We start from the raw sequence: 1,162 nt of genomic DNA, 5'->3' as shown, positions 1-1,162 counted from the left end.
GACCTCGGAATTCCAGTTCCGCGAACTCGGCAAGGCGCAGGCCATGGGCGAGCTGCCCGGCGTGTTCAAGCTGGTGGCCGACAAGGCAAGCGGCAAGCTTCTCGGCGCGCACATCGCCGGGGCGCACGCCACCGATCTCATTGCCGAATGCGCCCTTGCCCTGCAGATGGGCGCGTCCGTGGCCGACATTGCCGAAACCATTCACGCGCATCCCACCCTTGCCGAAGGCATCATGGAAGCCGCGGCGAAGATGGCGGAATAGTCTTTTGCCGCGCGCCGGATCCCGACCGGTCCGGCGCGCGCCAGCACACACTGCAAGCCTGCGGCGCGCTCAACCTTACGGGCGCACGCCCCAAAACCAAGGAGTATTCCCATGGCCAAGACTGTTGCGGAACTTTCCTTTCCTGCCGAACTCAAATACACCGACGAACACATCTGGGTCCGCAAGGACGGCGAGGAAATCGTGATCGGCGTGAGCGACTACGCGCAGGATCAGCTCGGCGAAGTGGTGTACGTGGATCTTCCCTCGGAAGGCGACAGCTTTGCCGCCGGCGACGAATTCGGCGAAGTGGAGTCCATCAAGTCTGTGAACAAGCTGTTCATGCCCGTGGCCGGCGAAGTTTCCGCCGTGAACGGCGATCTCGACGGCACGCCCACCCTGCTCAACGCCTCCTGCTACGACAGAGGCTGGCTCATCCGCGTGAAGCCCGAAGACATGGCCGCCGTGGACGGTCTGCTCTCCGCCGACGCCTATAAGGCCACCCTGTAATCCGTCTTCACCTTACCTGAAAAAAGGCCGTAGCTTTGAGTTGCGGCCTTTTTTAACATTGAAAAGCATAGATGATAACATTCATTATACCATCAAAGAAGACTTCATCATCCTGAATAATTTACTAAAAATATCTATATCAAAAATTTTATTGACTATCCTACAGTTTGAAATATTTCAAAAATTTTCTTTTGACAAAAATTGCATTTTTGAAAAGTGGAATAATTTTTTCTGGAACTAAAAACGATTTTATGATAGGTCCAAAAATATCTATTACAATAATATTATGAAGGTAATACCCATGACTGATAGTATAATGTCTCCTGAGAGTTGGAAAAATCATGTTCAAAATTTTAGTAAAAATTTTGAACAAGTTTTATCTAAAATCAAAGA

The 1,162-nt window shown here is 51.2% G+C and carries 1 protein-coding gene and 1 pseudogene; both read left to right on the top strand.

What is annotated here, in order from left to right; genetic code table 11:
• Positions 1–262 (top strand): annotated as a pseudogene (locus ACZM96_RS08430) (dihydrolipoyl dehydrogenase); the annotation flags it as partial.
• Between the two features lie 111 nt (positions 263–373).
• Positions 374–769 (top strand): glycine cleavage system protein GcvH, encoded by a 396-nt coding sequence (gene gcvH, locus ACZM96_RS08425; protein WP_346666153.1) that lies wholly within the window; start codon positions 374–376, stop codon positions 767–769.
• The last annotated feature ends 393 nt before the right edge of the window (positions 770–1,162 follow it).

Source organism: Mailhella sp. (assembly GCF_057866825.1).
Note: the sequence above shows the minus strand (reverse complement) of the source record. Positions and strands in the feature narration are given on the sequence as shown.

What these genes read in the sequence shown, in the direction of transcription:
- gcvH (WP_346666153.1), top strand. Translation starts at nt 374, where the DNA reads ATGGCCAAGACTGTTGCGGAACTTTCCTTTCCTGCCGAACTCAAATAC.